The following is a 15,380-nucleotide window of genomic DNA, read 5'->3' as shown; positions in this document are numbered from 1 at the left end:
GCCCATGAACACCACCACCCCGGATGTCTACACCGTCCAGCTGGCCACGCCCAGCGTCGAGACCTATCGCCATCTGCGCAGCGCCAGCGGCCTGAGCGCCAAGAGCGAGGAGGCTGCCCGCCGCGGCCTGTCCGGCACCTTGTTTGCCGTGCAGATTCAGCACCAAGGCGACACCGTGGCCATGGGACGACTGATCGGTGACGGGGGCTGCTTCTACCAAGTGACCGACATCGCCGTCCTGCCCGCCCACCAAGGCCGCGGTCTGGGCAAGCGGGTGATGCGCGAGATCATGACGCACATCGAGACCGAGCTGCCCGAGTCGGCCTATATCAGCCTGATCGCCGACGGCCAGGCCCATGAGCTCTATGCCCAATTTGGCTTCAAGCTGACCGCACCGCGCTCGGTAGGCATGGCCATGCTGATCCGGCCCGCAGCCACTGACTGAGCGCCCTCCTCACGACTTTTCTGAAAGCACAAACCATGTCCGCTCCCGTCGCATTTGGCTCGGTGGTGTTTGCCAAGGATGTCGAACGCCTGGCTCGCTTTTACGAGGCCGTGCTCGGCCTGCAAGTCCTGCACAGCGCAGCTGACCACTGGGTGCTGCGGGCGAACTCGGGCATGGAGTTGGTGGTGCACAGCATCCCTCCCGCCATCGCTGAATCCTTCCGCATCAGCACGCCGCCCGAGCGCCGCGAGGACTGCGCCCTCAAGCTCTTCTTTCCGGTACCGAGCTTGGCCGCTGCGCGAGCCCGCGCTCGTGCCCTGGGTGGCGATCTGCTAGGCCCGGAGCGCGAGTGGGAGATGCGCGGTTTCCGGGCCTGCGACGGGCATGACCCGGAAGGCAATGTGTTGCAGTTGAGAGAAGCTGGCTTGCCGGCTTGATCCGCTGGGCCGTACAGACCGCTGAGGTGCTGCCCTACTTGTACGCACTCCACTCCCTGGGCGACCATGCTGTTCGTTTGTCTCTGGACTTCGCAAGCAGCCAGCTTCGGGGCTGTGCGAACATCGCGTTCAGCCGGGCTGGACCTGCGAGACGAACCAGGCCCCAGGCAGACAGACAGACAGACACAAGCTTCAACGATACGGGAGAGCAAACACATGAACACACGCACCTACGCCTGCCGGGGCCTGATCCTGGCCGTGCTGCTGCAGCTCGCAGGCTTGAGCCCAACGCTGGCGGCCGATTTGCCCAAAAAGCAGATGAGTTTGATGGAAGACGAAACCGGCACCCGTTTCAAGCAGGTCTGGGCCACTTCCAAGGTGATTCCCTTGAATCGTCGCTACGCCGAGTTGGATGAAGCAGAGAAAACCGCCCTGCAGTCCATGTACGAGGACATGAAGCCAGGAGACGAGCCGCCTTTCCCTGCCGATGGCCTGCTGCCAGTGTTCAACGCCATCAAAAAAGGCATGGAGGCCTACAGCGCTCGCGGCGAATTGGACCTGCTGGTCGATGTGGACAGCCAAGGCCGTGCCACCCATGTGTCGGCCCATGGCAAGGTCGACCCCGACATGGCCAAATTTGCGGCGCGCGTGCTGATGGCCACGAGCTTCAAACCCGCGGTCTGCAGCGGCCAGCCCTGCAAGATGCAGTATCTGTTCCAAATCAACTTTGCCATGCGCTGAGGCAAGCACAAGAAGAGCACGCCTTGAACAAGTCCCACTGGCGAGCCGCTTGCTACTGCGGTGCGGCCTCGCTCCTTTGCAGCGCCGCACCGCGTGGCTTCATGCACTGCCACTGCGGTCAGTGCCGGCGGCTTAGCGGCGCGGCGTTCAGTTCCTGGCTGAGTTTGCCCGCAGAGGATGTGCAGATCGAAGGTCAGGCCGCTCTGCGCGAGTACACGCCCACAGCGAATGGCCAGCGCTTTTTCTGCGCTCGGTGCGGCAGCCACCTCTACACCGTGGATGCTCGCATGCCCGAAATCATCGGTGTGCCAGCTGGTGCCTTGCTCTCAGCCGAGGCCGGCGGCCCGGCTGTCGAGGACTGGCCCTCCGCCAGCGGGCATTACTTCTGCAGCGATGGCGCGCCCTGGGTGGCCTTGCCGGGCGATAAGCTGCCGCGCCGCGGCGGCGCTGACGGCATGAGCCCGCTGCCGGACTGAGTGTGGATCACCGGCGCAGCGGCAGTGCCGCCGGCCCCAGTACGTCTGCTGAGGCACACTGCGGCCTGCGCGGCGCCGCGCACAGCACCACCTTGCACCGGCTTCATCCTCAACCATCGAACCACTCTCATGACCCCTGCCGCCCTGCCGCCCTACCGCCGCACTTGGTTTCGCCATGGTCTGAGCTTGGCCTTGCTCGGGGCTGCGCTGACCCTGGGAGGCTGGAGCCCGCTGGCACAGGCGCAGCGCGTGGCCCTGCCGGTGGACGAACCGGAGATCGTGAATCGCTACCCCCATGACCCCACGGCCTTCACCCAAGGCCTGCTGTTCCGAGACGGCCAGCTGTTCGAGAGCACGGGCCTGAACGGCCGCTCCAGCATCCGCCGTGTGCGTCTGGAAGACGGCCAGGTGCAACAGAAACGCGACATCGCCCAAGAACACTTCGCCGAAGGCCTGACGGCCTGGAAGGACGAGCTCTACCTGCTGACCTGGACCACCCACAAGGTCTTTGTCTTCGACCTCAAGAGCTTCGAGCCCAAGCGCGAGTACAAGCTGCCCGGCGAAGGCTGGGGCCTGACCCACGATGGCCAGCACCTCTACCTCAGCGACGGCAGCGCCGAGCTGCGCGTGCTCGACCCCAAGACCTTCCGCGAGCTGCGCCGCATCTCCGTGCGCGCCTTGGGCCAGCCGGTCGATCAGCTCAACGAGCTGGAATGGGTGGACGGCGAGATCTACGCCAACATCTGGCAGGCCGACATCATTGCCCGCATCGACCCGGCCAGCGGCCAGGTGCGCGGCTGGATCGACCTGCGCGGCCTGCGCAGCCAGTTGCCAGCCCCAGCCCAGTTCGGCCCGCGCAAGCCTCGCCCCGAGGAAGCGCCCGAGGTGCTCAACGGCATCGCCTGGGACTCGGCCGGCAAGCGCCTCTTCGTCACCGGCAAGCTCTGGCCCACGCTGTTCGAGATTCGCCTGAAGCGGCGCGGCTGAGGCCGCGCCGCCCGACCGCGGGGCTCAGCCCTCCGACCAGTAGTCACTGGCCAGCAGATGCTCGCGCATCTGGGCCCGCGCGCGGTGCAGACGGCTTTTCACGGCCGCCAGGCTCAGGCCCAACTGGGCGGCCACTTCGGGCGCCGTCAACTCGTGCACATCGCGCAAAAGCAGGACCTCGCGGTAGGGCGGCGCCAGTTGTTGCATGGCACGGACCAGGTCGGCGCGCAAATCGGCGGGCACCGCCAGCGCCGCCGGCAACTCATGCTCCGCCAAGTCTTCGAGCGACTCCGCCTTGCTGCGGCCCCGGTACAGCCGGTAACACTCACGTTCGACGATGCGAAACAGCCAGGTGGCAAACGTGGCCACGGTGCGCAAGGCGCCGACACGGCGGTACAGCTGCCAAAGTGCCAGTTGCACCGCATCCTCGGCGTCTTCGGTGCTGGAACAGCTGCGCCGGGCGAAGCGTTTCAGGTCAGGCTGGCAGACCTTCAAAAGCTCGGCCAGGGCCAGGCTGTCGCCGCGAGTGGCCGCCTCGATCAGGGGCAGCGAGGCCCGGATCATGAACGCGGGCCCAGACTGCGCCGGCCCAGCATGGCGCAGGCCGGGCAAAACCCGACAAAAGCCGTCAGGCCCAGGCTTGCTGCGCTTGCCACCATCAGCCAGCCCAACCAGCCGCTGAACAGGCCACCCAGGCCCAAGCCCAGGGCGCCGAGCAGGCCTGCGGCCAGCAGGCGCAAGCCGCGTTCCCAGACCGGAAGATTGCGTTTGAAGTAGAGGTTTGCCATGGCAGTGATCCAAAAATGAAGTGAATGACACCGACCTAGAGTCAAACCGAGGGCCAAAGGATTCAGGCCCGGCTTCAAAAAACCAAAAGTAACAGACAAGCGCTGGACTTCAGGGCCGCGCAGCGCCGGCATCCAGTTGCCGGACGATGGCAGCCACCACATCGCGGGTCGACTCCCAGCTCATACCGGTGATGAGGCGGCCATCGACTTCCACATGAGACTGATTGCGAGGGCCCTGCGTGAACACGCCCTTGCGCTCTTGCAACCGTTGCTCGATCGAGAACGGGAAGCTCTTGTAGTAGGGTGCATTCTTGTTCTCGAAGGCGTCAGGGTAGCCCGTGACACGCTTGCCGCTGACCAGCGCGCTGCCATCGGCCAGCATCAGCTCGGCCAGCCCGGCGCTGCCATGGCAGACCGCGGCAATGACCGCCCGCTGCTGCTCATAGAGCCGTGCCGCCAGGGTGCGCAGTGCCGGGTTGTCGGCCAGGCCGAACATGGCGGCGCTGCCGCCGATGTACATCAAGGCGGCATAGTCTTCTGCCTTCACCTCCTCGGGCTTGCGCGTGTGGGCCAGGGCCCACATGAAATCGGCGTCATAGACCCTCGAACGCTGTTCCGCATCGCTGGTGTCCACATAGGCCAAGGGCACGGCCCCGCCCTCGGGGCTGATGAATTGCACGCCATAGCCTGCCGCGCGGAACTGGGCATAGGCATGAACCAGTTCGACAAAGCTGTTGCCGGAACTGAGCGCAGTGCCGGGCATCTTGCTCACATTCGACACCACAAGCAGCACCTGCCTGCCATGCGAGGGCGCGGGAGTGGCGTGGCGGGTGGCGGTCTTGCTGATGATCTTCCACTGTCCTTCGGAACGTCGCAGCAGGAACAGGTCGACAAAACGCGCAGGCTCGCGACTCATCACGATCTCGGCCTTGGCGCTGGCGATGTCCCCCTCCACCTGCACATTCAGCAAACGCCCCACCCTGCCGTTGAATTGCCCTGGCGACTTGCTGAACCAGGCCGCGTAATCCTCGATACCCACTTCCCGCATGGCGCCGTCCTTGCCGTTCAGGTAAAGCCGGGCGTCGGCATGAAAGGCACGGCGCAGCTGTTCGCTGCGGTTGTAGGAACTGCCGTCGAGATAGTCCTGGATGACAAAGGCGACTTGCGCGCTCTCGGTCGGTGCCGCGGCAGAGGCCTCCGCCTCGGCCAAAAACAGACTGGCAAGCAGAGTCAGACCCCAAAGCCCGGCACCCGCGAGGCGCCGAGCCAGCGCAGCCAAAGGACAGAAGAATGCGAACGAAGGAAGGCAAAACAGCATGGGCAAGCTCCGAGTGGAAAAGTGCCGCCATGCTGCTGAAGTTACTTGTGAATCAAAAGCTTGCCATCGGTTTCCGGAGTCCCAAAACCGGTTTCAGGAGCCTGCCTCCCTCAATTTGGCCTGCCGCCAGGCGGCCGGCGTGGCGCCCTCGGCCTTCTTGAAGCTGCTGTAAAAGGTCGACATCGACAGGTATCCTGAGGCTTCGGCGACCTGTTCCATGGACGAAGGGCCCGGCGCGCCGAGCAACTGCTTTGCGGCTTCAATGCGGTGCTGGTTGAGGTATTGCCGGAAACTGATGTCGTGGTTGTCGTTCAGCAGCTGTGACAAACGCGCCGGCGGCATGGACAAGCGCCGGGCGAGCTTGTTCAGGCTGAGGCTGGGGTCGCGGTAGAGCTGTTCTTCGACCATCAGGCGATGCAAGGCCGCGAGCTCCGCCTCGGCTTCGGCCGGGGCAATCTTGCGTTGCTGGTAGGGCTCGCTGAGCGGGGCTGGCGCAGGCAACGCAGGCCGGCGAAACACCGCGAAGGCAATGCTCAGGCAAACCAGTACCGAGAAGGACAAGGCGCCGGAGATGTAGGAGGTCCAGCCCGACCAAAAATAGGCCGCCCAGACCAGGCTGACCCCGGCCGTGACGGCCGCGGCAAAGCCCGTCCCAAAGTCCAGCGGTGCGGCCTCGGTCACCCCGCTTGCAGACGCATCCATCGCTGGCGGCCGGCGCAACAGAAGCCACAAGCTGGCCGCGCTCAGCAGCAAGCAGGCGAGCCAGAAATACTGGATCGAGCGCCAGATCGGCCCTTGCCACAAGGCGGTATGGACCGAATAGGGGTAGAGCAGGCCGAATCCCAGCACCAGAGTCAGCAAGGCCAGCAGCCAGATCGGGTCCCGGCGCGTGCGTTCGCCCTGCGCATCGCCGCAGGCGCGCACGAAAGCAATCAAGCAGGGGCCGATCAGGAAGCATGCGGACAGACCGATCTGCAGCACCAGCTTGGCAATGTCTGGCCAAAAATAGAACAGCACCGACTTGCCCGTGCGCACACTGAGCATCAGCACCACGGCGGCCAGCCAGCGCTGAGCGAGGCTGACCGGCCGGCGCCAGAGCAACCAGGCTGTGAGCGCCAATCCATTGAAAGCACCGAGGCCGGCAAAAAAGAACAGCAAATAGGACAGATCCATCGAACAAACCAAGTTTGAACAAGCCAGCAGTCGCAGCAGCGGCCTGCGCTTGCAGTATCAGGGCTCGCGATGAAGCCACCCGCCACGCTACACCAGCCACTCCCATGCCCAAAGTGACACAGGACATGCACAAAGCAAGAATCAAGCGACCCTAGTCTTCCTCGCCGCTTCGTTCCGCCTCCGGCGGCCCTACCCGTTCCCGGTCGGCTCCCATCGACAAAGGCCGGCGGTGCCAATAGCGCCGGTCCAGCAGGCGCTGACAGCTGGCCGCCTCCTTTTCGCTGCGCCAGCGCCAGGCGCCGCAGTCCGGGCTGTTGAAGACCTCGATGCCGGCCGCCTGGTAGCGCGCCATGACCGGCAAGGCCGGGTGGCCGAAGCGGTTGCGATAGCCCGACTGGACCACCGCCCAGCGCGGCGCCACCGCGGCCAGCAGCTCGGGCGTAGACGAGGTCTTGCTGCCGTGGTGCGGCACCAGCAGCAGCTCGGCCCGCAGCGCCCCCGGCCGATGGCGGCGCAGCAGTTCCGCCTCCTGCCCCGCCTCCAGATCGCCCATCAAGAGCGCGGTCTGCTGGCCCGAGGCATTGCGCACATGCAGCACGCAAGACAGCTCATTGCTCTTGAGCTGCTGCTGACGGACCTGCTCAGCGCTCGGATGCAGCAGCTCGAACTGCACGCCGTCCCAGACCCAGCGCTCGCCAGCATTGCAAGGCAACGAGCTCTGAAACAAGCGGTGCAAGGGATGGCTGGGCTCCAACGAGCTGCGCAAACCCTGCACCGGCAGGCCGGCCGCCACCGAGGCGGCACCGCCGACATGGTCGCTGTCGCGGTGGCTGAGCATCAATTGATCCAGTTGGCGCACACCCAGCGCGCGCAGCAGCGGCAGCAGCACGCGCTGGCCCGCGTCCACTCCGGGCGCGTACTGCGGGCCGGCGTCATAGAGCAAGGCGTGATGCGCGGTGCGCAGCAGCACGGCGGTGCCCTGCCCCACATCGGCGGCCAGAAACTCGAACTCACCCTCGCGCGGGCGCTCGGGCGCCGGCCACAGCAGGGGCAAAGCCAGCGCCATGCCCAAGGCACGCAGACGCCATGGCAGAGGCAGCACCAACAAGACACCGGCCGCCAAACCCGCGGCCTGCGCCCACAAGGGCGCCACCAGCACCGTCCAGACCGCCAGCGGCCAGCTCACCAGCCAGCGCAGCAAGGCCATCATCAGCTCCACACACCATGCGCCCCAGATCCACAGCCCTGGCAGGATCGCGCCGCCGAGCGCCAAGGGCGTGATGACCAAGCTGACCCAGGGGATGGCCAAAAGATTCGCCAACACACCGACCAGAGACAGCTGCTGAAAGAACAAGAGGCTCAGCGGTGCCAGGCCCAGCGTGGCCACCGCCTGGTTGCGCAAGCCGGCCAAGAGCTGCGCGCGCCAGCCGTGTGCGGGTTCATCATCGCCGGCCGCCATCAAGAGGCCCACGGCGCAAAAAGACAGCCAGAAGCCCGCTTGGCAGACCGCCCAAGGATCGACCACAGTGACCACAAGGGCAGAGAGCAGCAAAGCCAGCGGCCAGGGCCAACGCAAGCCCAGGCTGCGCAACAGGGCCAGGCTGGCCAGCATCCAGACGGTGCGCTGCGCCGGTATACCCCAACCCGAGAACAAGGCATAGGCCAGGGCCGCCGCCACGCCACCCCAGCGCGCCACGGCGGGCGCCGGGCAACGCAGGCACAGGCGCGCACTGCCGCGCCAGGCCCAGCCCAGCAGGCCCTGGGCCGCCCAGGCGAACATGGTCACATGCAAGCCGCTGACGCTGAGCAGGTGGCTCAGGCCGGTGTCGCGGAACAAGGCCCAGTCGGCGCGGCTGATGGCTGCCTGGTCGCCCAGGCTGAGTGCCGCCAGCACGCCGGCCGCGCCGGGCTCGCCGACGCGGCGCTGCAAGGCTTCGCGCAGACGCTGACGCGCCGCATCGATGCTGGTGATGGGGGCTTCCGCCAAGCGCCGCTGCGCCCCGCCAGGCCGCAGCACGCCGCTGGCACGCAGGCCTTGCTCGAACATCCAGAGCTCGTAGTCAAAGCCATGCGGATTCATGAGCCCTTGTGGCTGCTTGAGCCGCACGAGCAACTGCCAACGCTCCCCTGCTCGCAGGGGCGGCGGCGCAGCATCGGCATGCTCGGCATAGGCGCTCAGCAGCAGACGCGGCGGCAAGGGCAGCGGTGGATCGCTGGACAGAGGCCCGGCATGGGCGGACTCCAGCTCAAACTCAAAGCGCCAGCCGGGCGCGCCGGCCTGGCCCAGGGTGGCGGCCGGCAGCGAATCGATGCGGCCGATCAGGAGCAGGTCGCGCCCCTCCCAGGCTTCGGGCAGGCGCTCGGCCAAGCGCAGCTCAGCGCGCCAGCTGGCATAGCTGAAAGCCAGCAGCAAGCCCGCCAGGGCGGCCCACAGCAGCGCTGCGCGGCGCCGGCCCCACCAGCGGCCCACCATGACGCAGCAGCCCTGACCCGCCAGCAAGCTGGCGGCGATCACGGCTTCACCGGGCAGTTCGCGCTGGGTCTGCAGCAGCACCAGCCCGCCCAGCCAAGCCAGGACCGGCAAGGCCAAGAGCACCGGCCAGAGAACAGCTCCAGCAGGACCAGGGGATTCATCGAATGCGGGAGAGCGCATCACAAACACAGGCTCCGGCGTCCGCGCGCTGCGGGCCTCACCCGGCCCTGAGGAAAGGGGGCGGCAGGCCGCTCGGTGTAGGATGCGCGCCACCCGATCGTAGCCAGAGCAGCGCCGCTTTCACAGCCGCCCGCCCACGCAGCGATCCTCCGAATTCAGCATGCAGAAGAAAGCGGCCTCGCCATGAGCAACAGCACTCCCAACGTCTACACCACGCTCGAAACCCTGGGCATCACCCTGCCGCCACTGGCCGTTCCCGCCGCGGCATACGTGCCTTTCGTGCGCACCGGCAATCTGGTCTTCCTGTCCGGCCACCTGGCCAAGCAAGACGGCAAGGTTTGGGTCGGCCAGCTGGGCCGCGACACCGACACCGCCACCGGCCAGGCCGCCGCGCGCGCCATCGCCATCGATCTGATGGGCACCTTGCACGCTGCCGTGGGCGATCTGAACAAGATCAAGCGCATCGTCAAGCTGATGAGCCTGGTCAACAGCGCCCCCGATTTCACCGAACACCATCTGGTCACCAATGGCGCGTCCGAACTGATCGGCCAGGTCTTCGGCGCCAAGGGCGCCCACGCCCGCAGCGCGTTTGGCGTGGCGCAGATCCCCATGGGTGCCTGCGTCGAGATCGAGATGATTGTGGAAGTGGAAGCCGACTGATGTTCCTCAAGGTCTCAAAGTTCCCCGATCAAGCGCTGGCCGCCATCGGCTTGGGCAGCTTGGCTGCCGTGGCCTTCGCCCTGGTCGCCCAGCATGGCTTCGGGGTCAAGCCCTGCCCCTGGTGCGTGATGCAGCGTGGCATCTTTTTGTTGATTGCCGCAGTCGCCCTCTTGGGCTGGTTGTTCAAGCGCCAGCGGCCGCTTCGCACAGCCAGCCTGCTGGGGCTGCTGCTGCTGGCTGTAGCTGGCTTGGCCTCGGCCTATTACCAGCATGAGGTGGCCGCGCTGATGGACACCTGCAAGCTGACCTTCGCCGAGACCGTGCTCGAGGCGCTGGATCTGGAAATGCGCTGGCCGTTTGTCTTCATGGTCACTGCCACCTGCAAAGAGGCCGCGGCCTATCGCTTGTTGGGCCTGCCCTACGAAATCTGGAGCGGCCTGTCCTTCCTGCTGATCGGCGGCCTGAGCCTGCTGGCGCTTAACAAGAAACGCTGATCCCGATCAAGGCTGAGACGACAGCCCGGCCTTAGGCTGGGCGCCCATGTCGATCCAGCCTTCCCCTTCATCCCCTCCAAAGGACCCTGCCGCTCACAGCGACCGCGTGCTCATCGTCGGCGGCGGCCCCGCCGGCCTCAGCATGGCCTGCGCCCTGGCCGATGCCGGCATCAGCAGCTGCGTGCTGGAGGCTGCGCCGCTCAGCGCCCTGCAAGATCCGGCCGAAGACGGCCGCGAAATCGCGCTGACCCACCCAGGCCGGGCCGTGCTTGAAGCGCTGGGCCAATGGGCCTTGCTGCCGCCGGAGGAAATCGCACCCTTGCGCCGCGCCCATGTCTTCGACGGCGAGGCGCCCGAGCACCTGGGTTTTGGCACCACCGATGGCCAAGGCGAGCTGGGCTATCTGGTGGCCAACCACTGGCTGCGGCGCATCGCTTACCGGGCGGTGGAGCGGCGAGCAGACCGCATCGAGCTGCGCACCGACTGCCGCGTCAGCGGCCTGAATCTGAACGCCACGCCCGAGCTGGCCGAAGTGCGCTTGAGCACGGGTGAAAGCCTGCGTGCTCCGCTGGTGATCGCCGCCGACAGCCGCTTTTCCACGGTTCGGCGCATGGCCGGCATCGGTGCGCAGATGCGCGACTTCGGCCGCAGCGTCATGGTCTGCCGCCTGGCCCACAGCGGGCCGAACGAGGGCATCGCGCTGGAATGTTTTCACTACGGCCACACCCTGGCCCTGCTGCCGCTCAACGGCGGCTACAGCTCCCTGGTCTTGACCGTCAGCGCCGACCGCGCGGCCGAGATGCAGACTTGGGATGCTGAGCGCTTCCGCGCCTGGGTGCAGACCCAGCTGCAAGGCCGCCTCGGCGAGATCCGCCTGGCCAGCCCGCGCCACCTCTACCCCTTGGTGGCCTGCTATGCCCACCGCTTCGCCACCCGGCGCCTGGCCCTGGTCGGCGATGCCGCCGTGGGCATGCATCCGGTCACCGCGCATGGCTACAACTTCGGGCTCTACGGGGTGCAGAAGCTGGCGAACCTCCTGGGCACGGCCCATGCGCAGTGCCAGGATCTCGGTGATGCCGCGCTGCTGCAACGTTATGCTGCCAAGCACCGCCGCCGCACTTGGGCAATCTACCAGGGCACCAATGCGGTGGTGAATTTGTTCACCGACGAGCGCGCACCGGCCCGGCTCTTGCGCAAAGGCGTGCTGCAAATCGCCCGCCGGCTGCCGCCGCTGCAAGCGGCCATCAGCGCCCAGCTGACCGGCCGCACGCCGCCGCTGATCTCGCCCCTGTTGCGCGGCTTGCAAGCGCTGCGCATGAATCGAAGCTAGCCGCCTGACTTCATCAGCGATCGTCGCCATGGCCGCGGCGGCGGCCGCGATCATGATGGTGGTCATGGCCGTGGTGACTCGAGTACCAACCCTGGTCATCGCCACGACGCGGGCCGTAAGCCTCGCGATACCAGCCCTCCTGAACGAAGTACACCGGCCGGCCGCAGGCGCCGTAATAGCCGCAGTGGCGCGCCCAGTGGCGGACATGGCCGGGCGGCACATAGAGATACCAGGGCTCCACACGCAGACGTTCACGGTGGTGGTGTGGCCGCCCCTGCACCCAAACCGGTTCGTTGTAGATCAAGCGCGGCGCCGGGCCGGCCGAGCCCAGGTCGATGCGGCCATAAAAGCCCGGCTGACCGACCGACACAGACACGCCGATGTCGGACGCCTGGGCGGCTTGACCCAAACAGGCCAGGCCCAAGGCCAGGCCGGCAAAAACGGAAGTGCGCAAGGTCCACATGGTTCAAGCTCCGAGGGGCTGGTGATGCCCTCAGCAACGCTCGAACGCGACAGGCCGATGACGACAAGGATCCTCAGGCTGTAAGCAAATGCGCGCCGCTCGCCTGAACACTCAGTCGCCACGCACCGCGCCGTCGCGCCGCGGGTCGGCCCCGCCGAGCCAGCCGGTGGGGCTGCGCTGGATGGCCTGGATACCGCTGGTCAACTCGGTCTCGACCAGGCGATGGCCGCGCGCCTGCAGGTCCTCTCGCGTGGCCGCCGGGAAACGCCCTTGCTCCAGAAACACAGGCCCGCCGAAATTGCCGAAGTTCGGCAGGTCCAGGGCCTGCTGCACATCCAACTGCCAGTCGGCCGTGGCCAGCAAGGTCTTGGCCACGAAGTGGATGATGGCCGGGCCACCCGGCGAGCCCAGGCTCATGTTCAAACGACGGCCGCTGGCGTCAAACACCAGGGTGGGCGCCATGCTGGAGCGCGGGCGCTTGCCCGGCTGCAGGCGGTTGGCGACCGGCCGACCCTGCTCATCGCGCGGCGCCAGGGCAAAGTCGGTCAGCTGGTTGTTGAGTATGAAGCCGCCGGGCAAGCCGGTGCCGCCGTTGCTCATGATCCGGGCGCCAAAGCCAGCCTCGATCGAGGTGGTCATGGCCACGGCCCGGCCGGCCGCGTCGATGATGCTGATGTGGCTGGTGCCGTGCTCGGGCTGATCGGGCATGGGCGCCCAGCCCACGCGCACGGGCGCGGCTGGCTGGCCCGCGGCGGCGCTGGCCATGCTGCGCGGGCCGATCAGGGCGGCGCGCGCCTGCAGGTACTCGGGCGCCAGCAGGCTGCGCCAGTCGCCGCCGGGCGCGGCCACGAAATCGGGGTCAGCGATGTACTGCGCGCGGTCGGCAAAGGCCAGCTTGCTGGCCTCGGCATAACGGTGCAGCCAGGCGGCACTGGGCACGCCTTCGCTGAAGGCCTGGGCCGGGGTCTGCGCCGGCATCATGCCCAGCATCTGCATCACGGTCAGATGACCGGAGGACGGCGGAGGGAAACCGCAGACCTGCTGGCCACGCCAGGGCGTGCACAGCACCTCGCGCTGGCGCGGCTGGTAGCCGGACAGATCGGCCTCGCTGAGCAGGCCGGGGTTGCTGGCATGACCGCGCACGCGGCGCACGATGTCCTGAGCGACAGTGCCTTTCAAAAAGGCATCGGCGCCGCCGGCCGCCACCTGACGCAGCACGGCGGCCAGGGCCGGATTGCGCAGCCGGGTCCCCTCGGGGAGGGCCTGGCCTTGGGCATCGAAAAAGTAGGCGCCGGCCTGCGGGTCCTGGCGCAAGGCCGTGTTGTTGAGCAACTGCTTGTGGCTGCGCCCGCTCAAGGCATAGCCCTGCTCGCACAGGCGGATGGCCGGCTCGAACAATCGCGCCCAGGGCAGCTTGCCATGCTGTGCATGGGCTTGCTCCAGCATGCGCAAGAGGCCCGGCGTGCCGACCGAGCGGCCACCGACCACGGCCTGCAGATAGGGCATGGGCTTGCCGTCGGGCTTGAGGAAGAGGTTCTCGTCGGCCGCAGCCGGGGCGGTCTCGCGGCCATCAAAGGCCTGCACCTTGGCGCCATCCCAATGCAGCAAGAAGGCCCCGCCGCCGATGCCACTGGACTGCGGCTCGACCAGGGTCAGCACCATTTGCACGGCGATCGCGGCATCGAGCGCGCTGCCGCCCGCAAGCAGAATCTCACGGCCGGCATCCGAGGCCAGAGGATGGGCCGCGGCCACGGCGAAATGGGCGCTGGCCTGGGCCTGCTTGGCAGTCCAGCCGCTGGCAGACTCGGGCTGAATCAGGTCCGCTGCACCCGACTTGGCGGCTTGGGGTGAAGCGTCCGGTGTGGAACAGGCGGCCAGCGCCAGCAAGGCCAAGACGCTCAGGGACAACGCCGGACTCAGGGTGCGAACAACAAAAGACATGGGGCAGCCGATCGGGGCAGAAGGGTGACGGGAATGACCCGTCGATCCTAGTCCAGCCGCCGCCCTGCCCTCACTGGAAGAATCCCAGGTCTTTCTGCGTGTAGTTGCTGATCTGCGGCATGACGCGACTCAGGTCCGTGGCCGGCACGCCCATCCAGCTGGCCAAGGTGGCGCCGAGCTGGTCGACCGAGCTGCTGGGCAGCAGCCGGCCCTGGCCGACATCGTCCGGCCCGTTGACCGCGACCACCGGGGCCTGGCCCCAGAAGCGGCCGCCCTGGACCGCGCCGCCCAGCACGAAATGATGGCTGCCCCAGCCATGGTCGGAACCGTCGCCATTGCTGCTCAAGGTGCGACCAAAATCGCTTGCGGTGAAAGCAGTGACCTGGTTGGCCACGCCCAGCTCCACCGTGGCATCGTAAAAACTGCCCAGCGCCTCGGAGACCTTGCGCAGCAGGCCCGGGTGCTGGTCGGGCAGGAAATCGTGCAGATCGAAGCCGCCGATGGAGACAAAAAACACCTGGCGCTTGGCGCCCATGCTGCTGCGCGCGGCAATCATCTTGGCCACCATCTGCAGCTGGGTGGCTAGGTTGTTGCTCGTGTCGAATACCGTACTCAGGGCCGGCAAGGTGTTCAGGGCCGAAGCGACGATGGACTGGGCATTGACCGAGCGGCTGACCACGCGGTTGAGTTCCTGCTCCATCCAGTGGCTGCGCTCGGCCGTGATCAGGCTGCGCAGCGCATCGGCGCAGGCTTGTGAGCCGTACATCGGCCGGGTGACGCCGTTGATGGCGACCGCGCCGCTGGTGGACATCTGGTACTGCACCGCCTGCTGTCCGGCCATGAAAACCGCATTGCCCGAGACATTGATGCAGGTGAAGGTGGCATTGCCGTTGGCGCCGAGGAACTGGTCGCCCAGGCGACCGCCCCAGCCGGATATGGCGCCTTCGGGCGTGCTGGCCTGCCAGACGCTTTGCTGATCGTTGTGCGAGAACAGCTTGGGCGGCAAGGGCACGCTCTGCGCCTTGTACTGGGCCAGGGTGGTGGGCTGAACCAGGGTGCCGACATTGAGCAGCACGCCGAGCTTGCCGGCGTCGAAGATGGTTTTCAGCCGCCCCATCTGCGGCGCCAGCGCCAGCTGCCGCGCACCGGGCAAGGCCACGCGCGGCGTCAGCGCCGTGGCGGCCAGTTGGTCACGCGGAATGGCCAGGGTCTGACGTATGGTCTGGTAGGCCGTGTGGTTGGGCGCGTCATAGGGAATGACGGTGTTGCCGTAGTCATTGCCGCCGTAGAGAAACACGCAGACCAGCGCCTTGTAGTCGCTGGGCGCCGTCTGCGCCGCGGCTTCGCCCAGAGCGGCCAAATTCAGGGCCCAGGGCGCGGCCGCGCCCGCCACACCGAGGGCGGAGGCGCGACGCAGGAACTCGCGGCGTTGCAGGGTCTGGAGGCGGTGAACCGATGCCATGGCGGGTCTCTC

General features: G+C 67.0%; 16 protein-coding genes. 8 read left to right on the top strand and 8 right to left on the bottom strand.

The window, feature by feature from the left end; all coding sequences use genetic code 11:
* Window positions 1-4 precede the first annotated feature (4 nt).
* The 5 genes from LNV23_RS17705 (at window position 5) to LNV23_RS17685 (ending at window position 3,086) form a co-directional block, all read left to right on the top strand.
* Window positions 5-445 carry a GNAT family N-acetyltransferase gene (locus LNV23_RS17705; RefSeq protein ID WP_263564196.1) on the top strand — a complete coding sequence of 147 codons (441 nt, stop codon included), beginning with the start codon at window positions 5-7 and terminating at the stop codon, window positions 443-445.
* 35 nt (window positions 446-480) lie between these two features.
* On the top strand, window positions 481-882 hold the full coding sequence (locus tag LNV23_RS17700) for a VOC family protein (protein WP_263564195.1): 402 nt from the start codon (window positions 481-483) through the stop codon (window positions 880-882).
* Window positions 883-1,098: 216 nt separating this feature from the next.
* Window positions 1,099-1,623, top strand: coding sequence for an energy transducer TonB (locus LNV23_RS17695; RefSeq protein WP_263564194.1), 525 nt, complete (start codon window positions 1,099-1,101; stop codon window positions 1,621-1,623).
* A gap of 23 nt (window positions 1,624-1,646) precedes the next feature.
* Window positions 1,647-2,099, top strand: coding sequence for a GFA family protein (locus LNV23_RS17690; protein WP_263564193.1), 453 nt, complete (start codon window positions 1,647-1,649; stop codon window positions 2,097-2,099).
* Between the two features lie 129 nt (window positions 2,100-2,228).
* Window positions 2,229-3,086: a glutaminyl-peptide cyclotransferase gene (locus LNV23_RS17685; protein WP_263564192.1), complete on the top strand. Its 858-nt coding sequence runs from the start codon at window positions 2,229-2,231 to the stop codon at window positions 3,084-3,086.
* Between the two features lie 24 nt (window positions 3,087-3,110).
* Here LNV23_RS17685 and LNV23_RS17680 read toward each other — a convergent pair whose 3' ends face one another.
* From LNV23_RS17680 to LNV23_RS17660, 5 genes are all read right to left on the bottom strand, one after another.
* Window positions 3,111-3,650 carry an RNA polymerase sigma factor gene (locus tag LNV23_RS17680; RefSeq protein WP_263517549.1) on the bottom strand — a complete coding sequence of 180 codons (540 nt, stop codon included), beginning with the start codon at window positions 3,648-3,650 and terminating at the stop codon, window positions 3,111-3,113.
* Window positions 3,647-3,874: a YgaP-like transmembrane domain gene (locus LNV23_RS17675; protein ID WP_263517550.1), complete on the bottom strand. Its 228-nt coding sequence runs from the start codon at window positions 3,872-3,874 to the stop codon at window positions 3,647-3,649. Before LNV23_RS17675 ends, LNV23_RS17680 begins: the two co-directional genes overlap by 4 nt.
* A gap of 109 nt (window positions 3,875-3,983) precedes the next feature.
* Window positions 3,984-5,192 (bottom strand): nuclear transport factor 2 family protein, encoded by a 1,209-nt coding sequence (locus LNV23_RS17670; protein ID WP_263564191.1) that lies wholly within the window; start codon window positions 5,190-5,192, stop codon window positions 3,984-3,986.
* A 93-nt stretch (window positions 5,193-5,285) separates the two neighbouring features.
* Window positions 5,286-6,365, bottom strand: a complete 1,080-nt coding sequence (locus LNV23_RS17665; protein ID WP_263564190.1) for an AraC family transcriptional regulator — start codon at window positions 6,363-6,365, stop codon at window positions 5,286-5,288.
* A 151-nt stretch (window positions 6,366-6,516) separates the two neighbouring features.
* Entirely contained in the window at window positions 6,517-9,018 is a 2,502-nt protein-coding gene (locus LNV23_RS17660) for a DNA internalization-related competence protein ComEC/Rec2 (RefSeq protein ID WP_263564189.1), read from the bottom strand.
* A gap of 183 nt (window positions 9,019-9,201) precedes the next feature.
* Between LNV23_RS17660 and LNV23_RS17655 the strand changes: the two genes are divergently transcribed.
* The 3 genes from LNV23_RS17655 to ubiM are packed head-to-tail and all read left to right on the top strand — an operon-like array spanning window position 9,202 to window position 11,502.
* Window positions 9,202-9,678 carry a RidA family protein gene (locus LNV23_RS17655; RefSeq protein ID WP_263517554.1) on the top strand — a complete coding sequence of 159 codons (477 nt, stop codon included), beginning with the start codon at window positions 9,202-9,204 and terminating at the stop codon, window positions 9,676-9,678.
* Entirely contained in the window at window positions 9,678-10,172 is a 495-nt protein-coding gene (locus LNV23_RS17650; RefSeq protein ID WP_263564188.1) for a disulfide bond formation protein B, read from the top strand. Before LNV23_RS17655 ends, LNV23_RS17650 begins: the two co-directional genes overlap by 1 nt.
* 46 nt (window positions 10,173-10,218) lie before the next feature.
* Entirely contained in the window at window positions 10,219-11,502 is a 1,284-nt protein-coding gene (ubiM, locus tag LNV23_RS17645) for a 5-demethoxyubiquinol-8 5-hydroxylase UbiM (protein WP_263564187.1), read from the top strand.
* 13 nt (window positions 11,503-11,515) lie between these two features.
* Here the strand turns inward: ubiM and LNV23_RS17640 are convergent, their stop codons facing one another.
* From LNV23_RS17640 to LNV23_RS17630, 3 genes are all read right to left on the bottom strand, one after another.
* Window positions 11,516-11,965, bottom strand: coding sequence for a hypothetical protein (locus tag LNV23_RS17640; RefSeq protein ID WP_263564186.1), 450 nt, complete (start codon window positions 11,963-11,965; stop codon window positions 11,516-11,518).
* A 111-nt stretch (window positions 11,966-12,076) separates the two neighbouring features.
* A complete protein-coding gene (locus tag LNV23_RS17635) occupies window positions 12,077-13,906 on the bottom strand; it encodes a gamma-glutamyltransferase family protein (RefSeq protein ID WP_263564185.1) in 1,830 nt (609 codons plus the stop codon).
* Between the two features lie 70 nt (window positions 13,907-13,976).
* Window positions 13,977-15,368 (bottom strand): DUF1501 domain-containing protein, encoded by a 1,392-nt coding sequence (locus tag LNV23_RS17630; protein WP_263564184.1) that lies wholly within the window; start codon window positions 15,366-15,368, stop codon window positions 13,977-13,979.
* Window positions 15,369-15,380 lie beyond the last annotated feature (12 nt).

This window comes from Kinneretia sp. DJ1R-11 (assembly GCF_025717595.1).
Lineage (GTDB): Bacteria > Pseudomonadota > Gammaproteobacteria > Burkholderiales > Burkholderiaceae_C > Paucibacter_A.
Note: the sequence above shows the minus strand (reverse complement) of the source record. Positions and strands in the feature narration are given on the sequence as shown.

What these genes read in the sequence shown, in the direction of transcription:
- LNV23_RS17680 (WP_263517549.1), bottom strand. Translation starts at nt 3,650, where the DNA reads ATGATCCGGGCCTCGCTGCCCCTGATCGAGGCGGCCACTCGCGGCGAC.
- LNV23_RS17650 (WP_263564188.1), top strand. Translation starts at nt 9,678, where the DNA reads ATGTTCCTCAAGGTCTCAAAGTTCCCCGATCAAGCGCTGGCCGCCATC.
- LNV23_RS17655 (WP_263517554.1), top strand. Translation starts at nt 9,202, where the DNA reads ATGAGCAACAGCACTCCCAACGTCTACACCACGCTCGAAACCCTGGGC.
- LNV23_RS17705 (WP_263564196.1), top strand. Translation starts at nt 5, where the DNA reads ATGAACACCACCACCCCGGATGTCTACACCGTCCAGCTGGCCACGCCC.
- LNV23_RS17700 (WP_263564195.1), top strand. Translation starts at nt 481, where the DNA reads ATGTCCGCTCCCGTCGCATTTGGCTCGGTGGTGTTTGCCAAGGATGTC.
- LNV23_RS17660 (WP_263564189.1), bottom strand. Translation starts at nt 9,018, where the DNA reads ATGCGCTCTCCCGCATTCGATGAATCCCCTGGTCCTGCTGGAGCTGTT.
- LNV23_RS17685 (WP_263564192.1), top strand. Translation starts at nt 2,229, where the DNA reads ATGACCCCTGCCGCCCTGCCGCCCTACCGCCGCACTTGGTTTCGCCAT.
- LNV23_RS17630 (WP_263564184.1), bottom strand. Translation starts at nt 15,368, where the DNA reads ATGGCATCGGTTCACCGCCTCCAGACCCTGCAACGCCGCGAGTTCCTG.
- LNV23_RS17675 (WP_263517550.1), bottom strand. Translation starts at nt 3,874, where the DNA reads ATGGCAAACCTCTACTTCAAACGCAATCTTCCGGTCTGGGAACGCGGC.
- ubiM (WP_263564187.1), top strand. Translation starts at nt 10,219, where the DNA reads ATGTCGATCCAGCCTTCCCCTTCATCCCCTCCAAAGGACCCTGCCGCT.
- LNV23_RS17695 (WP_263564194.1), top strand. Translation starts at nt 1,099, where the DNA reads ATGAACACACGCACCTACGCCTGCCGGGGCCTGATCCTGGCCGTGCTG.
- LNV23_RS17635 (WP_263564185.1), bottom strand. Translation starts at nt 13,906, where the DNA reads ATGTCTTTTGTTGTTCGCACCCTGAGTCCGGCGTTGTCCCTGAGCGTC.
- LNV23_RS17640 (WP_263564186.1), bottom strand. Translation starts at nt 11,965, where the DNA reads ATGTGGACCTTGCGCACTTCCGTTTTTGCCGGCCTGGCCTTGGGCCTG.
- LNV23_RS17665 (WP_263564190.1), bottom strand. Translation starts at nt 6,365, where the DNA reads ATGGATCTGTCCTATTTGCTGTTCTTTTTTGCCGGCCTCGGTGCTTTC.
- LNV23_RS17670 (WP_263564191.1), bottom strand. Translation starts at nt 5,192, where the DNA reads ATGCTGTTTTGCCTTCCTTCGTTCGCATTCTTCTGTCCTTTGGCTGCG.